This window comes from Planktothrix tepida PCC 9214 (assembly GCF_900009145.1).
GTDB classification, from domain to species: Bacteria; Cyanobacteriota; Cyanobacteriia; order Cyanobacteriales; family Microcoleaceae; genus Planktothrix; species Planktothrix tepida.
This window is the reverse complement of record NZ_LN889784.1, coordinates 1-5667: the sequence shown is the minus strand read 5'-3', so window position 1 is coordinate 5667 and position 5667 is coordinate 1. Positions and strand designations below refer to the sequence as shown.

Annotated in this window: 4 protein-coding genes; 3 read left to right on the top strand and 1 reads right to left on the bottom strand. The window is 42.3% G+C overall.

Annotated features, from left to right (window positions below):
- Together PL9214_RS10365 and PL9214_RS10360 are read left to right on the top strand one after the other, a co-directional pair.
- The coding region (locus PL9214_RS10365; RefSeq protein WP_369325810.1) for a shikimate dehydrogenase family protein at positions 1-454 on the top strand (454 nt) is incomplete at its 5' end.
- Between the two features lie 52 nt (positions 455-506).
- Positions 507-938, top strand: a complete 432-nt coding sequence (locus PL9214_RS10360; protein ID WP_072718759.1) for a hypothetical protein — start codon at positions 507-509, stop codon at positions 936-938.
- Positions 939-953: 15 nt separating this feature from the next.
- On the opposite strand, the gene PL9214_RS10355 is transcribed toward PL9214_RS10360, so the two are convergent.
- Complete coding sequence (locus tag PL9214_RS10355) at positions 954-3134, bottom strand: serine/threonine-protein kinase (RefSeq protein WP_083579966.1); 2181 nt, start codon at positions 3132-3134, stop codon at positions 954-956.
- 230 nt (positions 3135-3364) lie between these two features.
- On the opposite strand from PL9214_RS10355, the gene acs reads away from it, so the two are divergent.
- A complete protein-coding gene (gene acs, locus PL9214_RS10350) occupies positions 3365-5332 on the top strand; it encodes an acetate--CoA ligase (protein WP_072718758.1) in 1968 nt (655 codons plus the stop codon).
- Positions 5333-5667 lie beyond the last annotated feature (335 nt).

The following is a 5667-nucleotide window of genomic DNA, read 5'->3' as shown; positions in this document are numbered from 1 at the left end:
GGCGGTTGTGGCTGGATGTGCAGAATTAGGGATAACGGAAATTTATATTGTGGGTCGTGACCCTCAGAAATTAGCGACTTTTCAACACAGTTGGATCACCTCTCCCTTAGCAATTAGCGTTAAAACCTGTCCTTGGGATCAATTATCCAGCTTACTTCCTCAAACCGACTTACTGGTGAATACGACCCCCGTGGGAATGTATCCCCACGTTGAGGAGTCTCCCGTTGAAGCATCGGTGATGGACAAGATTAAATTGGGTGCGATCGCCTATGATTTAATTTATATTCCTCGAACGACTGAATTTTTAAATTTAGCCGCCGCTAGAGGTGCGATGATTTTAAATGGACTACCCATGTTAATACAGCAGGGAGCCGCCGCTTTACAATTGTGGTTACAGCAACCTGTTCCTGTTGAAATCATGCGTCAGTCTCTACAGCACTATTTAGAGTCCTAAAAAGACTCAACCTTTACGTCAATTTTGGGTTTGATCGCCCTTTTTATAGTCTATGAAATTCAGAACTTTATCGGTTATTGTTGGCGCCTGTTTCTGGTTCTTAATTACCAGCTTTTGGACTCCTCCCGCTTGGGCTTTGATTCCCATTCAACTCCAAGATTTAAGTTATAAAGATTGTCCCCCTGAATTGGCAGAAGGTGCGGTTTCCAGTGGTTCAAGTCAAGATGCTTACTGTTTTATTATTACGGGAAAAGCTAATAATACATCGGGGAAAGTCGTTGTCGATGCTGATATTTTTGGTCGGATTTATGATGCAACCAATAATCCCGTAATGCAAAATCGAGGACGTTTAGGAAGCATTGATACTGTTCCTCCAGGGATTAGTGATTTTGAATTTAGAATTTCAATTCCCTCTAACCTGGAACCACCTTTACAACTCAAACAATTTAAAGCCTCTGGTTTTAAAAATCGGATTGGTCGATAAACTCGACGAACACCCTTATTCTAATTTTTTCATTTGGAACTGGGCATCTTTATAACCCCCGGTTAAGCCTTGTTCCAAATAGAGTTTTCCCGCCTGTTCAAAATCGCTAATTGCACCGCTTTTATCCCCAATTTCAACCCGAACTAATCCCCGACCATAATAGGCGCCTGCATAATTAGGTTTCAGACGAATGGCTTGAGCATAATCGGCGATCGCTTGATCATAATTTTTCATTTTAACATAAACTTGAGCGCGATTTCCATAAGCTTCAGCATCATTCGGATTAATATTAATACCGCTGGTATAATCAGCAATTGATCCTTCATAATCTTGAGCCGCAAAATGAGCTAATCCTCGATTACTATAAGCTTTATAATCATTCCCGGTCAGTTCAATTGCTTTTGAGCAATCTTCGATAGCTTTTGAATAATCTTTGAGGTTTAAGTAGGCAATACAACGGTTATTATAAGCCACTTCATTAGGACTGCGGTTAATGGCTTCAGTACAGTCTGTAATCGCTTGATTATAGTTCCATAAATTAATATAAACGCTACAGCGATTAGCGTAGGCTTCGGCATTATTGGGATCGAGTTGTAAGACGGTATTATAATCTCCTAAAGCGCCTTGATAATCTCCTAAATGAAATCTTGATCGACCTCGATCATAATATCCAATCGGGTTTTTAGGTTCGATCTGAATAGCTTGGGTATAATCAGCCATTCCTCCTTGTAAATCCCCAGATTTTACCCGTGCAGTTCCTCTGGCGCGATAAGCTTTTGCTTGTTCAGGTTGCAGTTTTAAAACCGTATTATAATCTTGGATGGCATTTTCATAATCTTCCATCTCATAATAAACTAAACCTCTTTTATAGAAAGCATCTCCATCTTGAGGTTGTTGTTTAATGACTTGATTAAAATCTGCTAAAGCTCCCGATAAATCCTTGAGATCATAACGGGTTAAACCTCGATTGAAGTAGGCATTTGTATAGTTAGGATTGAGTTCAATCGCTTTGCTATAATCTGCTAAAGCTTGATCAAATTCGTTCAAGTCATAGTAGGCATTAGCCCGTTTATGATAAAATTCGGGATTACTAGGATTAAGTTTGATCGCTTGATTAAAAAATCGAATTGCCCCTTTAGAATCTCCATTTTCTGCTTTTTCCACCCCTTTTTTAAAGGCATTTTCCGCCTTAATTGGATCGGGACGATTGGCAACTTGCACTACTCCAAAAATCACGATTAAACCGACTAAGCCCGTGGTCGTGATCGCTATAATTTTACCCCATTCAATCGGTGGTTTTTCCTCTTGATAGATGGGAAAATTTTTTAACTTATTAATATTAAACCCTGAACGTCCTGTGGCTTTTCTTAAATCATCTAAAACATCAATCACCGTTGCATAACGTTTGCTATAATAAGGATGAACCATTTTATCAATCACATGGGCTAATCCTGGACTGACTTTGGCATAATTTCGCCAACTTAATTCTCCGTTATTCGATAAGCTCGGATCTTGTAATTTGGGTAAATCAGACGCTTCTAACCCAGTAATCGCTTGAATGGCAATCATACCCACAGCATAAATATCACTATTATATTGGGGATGACCTTGGAACTGTTCAATGGGCATATAAGAAGGCGTTCCGGTGGCTATGGTTCGCAACGCTTGTCCATTTCCATCCGCAAGTCGGGTACTGGCTTCTTTGACCGAACCAAAATCAATTAAAACTAATTTATCATCAGATTTACGGCGAATTAAATTAGAAGGATTAACATCTCGATGAATCACTTCGTTTTCATGAACAAAAACCAAAATTTCTAAAATATCTTCAATTAATAAAATCACTCGTTCTTCTGACCAAGGATTTCCCGGAACTAACTCCTTCATCAACGGATGCCCACTGACAAATTCTTCAATCAAATAAAATTGATTATGATCTTCAAAATAAGCTAATAATTGGGGAATTTGATCATGTCGTCCCAACCGTTCTAGGATTTCTGCTTCTTGACGAAATAACCGCAACGCCGTTTTTAAGACATTAGAATTATTACTCGGCGGACGTAATTGTTTAACCACACATTGGGGATGACCGGGACGACGGGTATCCGCAGCCAGATAGGTTTGTCCAAAGGCTCCCGAACTTAAGACTTGTACAATTCGATATCTTCGATCTAACAGTTGACCAATCATTTCCATAATTAGTAATCAGTAAACAGTAATCAGTAAGCGGTTAAGCATCTAAATTTCTGATTCAAAAATCTTTATATATAAGTAGTGCCAGCGTCCTTGCTTACTAAATTATAGGCTATAAATGTCTACACAGCTTAATCAGTAATCAGTAAAGTTAAGAATTATCAAGCCCATTCTTAACCCTTAACTCTTAACTCTTACACTGATAACTGATAACTGATTACTGATTACTGATTATGTCACAACCAACGATAGAATCCATTTTGCAAGAAAATCGGTTATTTGCACCGACACCAGAGTTTTCCCAGAATGCTCATATTAAAAGCTTAGAAGAGTATAAACAACTCTATGAAAAAGCCAAAGCCAACCCGGAAGCGTTCTGGGCAGAATTAGCGGAAACAGAACTGCATTGGTTTCAAAAATGGGATCAAGTGTTAGACTGGCAGCCACCCTTTGCTAAGTGGTTTGTTAATGGCAAAATTAATATTTCTTACAATTGTTTAGATCGCCACTTAACAACCTGGCGGAAAAATAAAGCCGCCTTAATTTGGGAAGGGGAACCGGGTGACTCTCGCACGTTAACTTACCTGCAACTGCATCGGGAAGTGTGCCAAATGGCTAACGTTCTCAAACAGTTAGGGGTTCAAAAAGGCGATCGCATTGGCATTTATATGCCCATGATACCCGAAGCCGCCATCGCCATGTTAGCTTGTGCCCGCATTGGAGCCCCCCATACCGTTGTCTTTGGCGGGTTTAGTGCTGAAGCGTTAAAAGATCGCTTAGTCGATGCAGAAGCTAAACTGGTGATTACCGCCGATGGAGGCTGGCGAAAAGATGCCATTGTCCCCCTCAAAGAACAAGTGGATAAAGCCATTGACGCAGGGGCGAAGAACGTTGAGAACGTTTTAGTGGTGCAGAGAACCGCCCAAAAAATTAATATGGAACCGGGACGAGATCATTGGTGGCATGATCTCAGACAGGGAGTATCCGCCGACTGTCCCGCCGAACCGATGGATAGTGAGGATATGCTGTTCATCCTCTACACCAGTGGGACGACCGGAAAACCCAAGGGCGTTGTCCACACTACAGGCGGGTATAACCTCTACACCCACATTACGAATAAATGGGCCTTTGACTTACAGGATACCGATGTTTATTGGTGTACCGCCGATGTCGGTTGGATCACCGGACATAGTTATATTGTTTATGGGCCGTTATCCAATGGGGCGACAACGGTAATGTATGAAGGGGCTCCGCGTAGTTCTAACCCTGGGTGTTTTTGGGATGTGGTGGAAAAATACGGGGTGACGATTTTCTATACCGCACCAACCGCTATTCGGGCGTTTATGAAGATGGGAGAACATCATCCCAAGTCCCGTAATTTATCGTCTCTGCGCCTGTTAGGAACCGTTGGAGAACCCATTAACCCGGAAGCTTGGATGTGGTATCATCGCGTGATTGGAAACGGCAATTGCCCCATTGTGGATACTTGGTGGCAAACCGAAACGGGTGGGTTTATGATTACACCGTTACCCGGAGCAACCCCCACGAAACCCGGTTCAGCAACCTTACCCTTCCCTGGCATTTTAGCGGATATTGTGGATACGGAAGGAAATCCCGTAACGGATGAAAGTGGCGGGTATTTGGTGGTGCGTTATCCCTGGCCCGGAATGATGCGGACGGTGTATGGTGATCCCGATCGCTTCCGCCGCACCTATTGGGAATATTTGAAACCGAAAGATGGCGGAAACCTTTATTTTGCAGGGGATGGAGCCCATCAAGACCGAGATGGTTATTTCTGGGTCATGGGTCGGGTGGATGATGTGATCAATGTGTCGGGACACCGTTTAGGGACGATGGAAATTGAGTCAGCGTTAGTGTCCCATCCGGCGGTGGCTGAGGCGGCGGTGGTTGGGAAACCCGATGAAATTAAAGGTGAGGATATTGTGGCGTTTGTCACTTTGGAGGAAGGGAAAGAAGCCTCCGATGAGTTAGCCAAGGAACTCAAGAAGCACGTTGTCAGCGAAATTGGCGCCTTAGCTCGTCCTGGGGAAATTCGGTTTACGGATGATTTACCGAAAACTCGCTCTGGGAAGATTATGCGACGCTTATTGCGTTCGTTGGCATCGGGTCAGGAAATTACGGGAGATACCTCTACGTTACAAGATCGCAGTGTCTTAGAAAAATTGCGGGGTGGGGCGTAGACAGTTATCAGTTATCAGTTATCAGTTGTTAGTTATCAGTTGTTAGTTATCAGTTGTTAGTGTTGATTTTGTGATCTTCCCTGGTTTACCAGGGATTTTTTATAAAGGTTGGATGGGCTTTGCTGCTCATTTTAAGTAATAGAATGAGTGCCGTTAAATTAAGAATTGCTAATTTTCATAAAGACTATAGCAATCCCAAATATAGCAATCCCAAATAGGTTGTGATAATTTACAACTGATATGAAACAGTCAAAAGTATTATCCCTGTTCCCTGTTCCCTGTTCCCTGTTCCCTGTTCCCTGTTCCCTGTTCCCTGTTCCCTGTTCCCTGTTCCC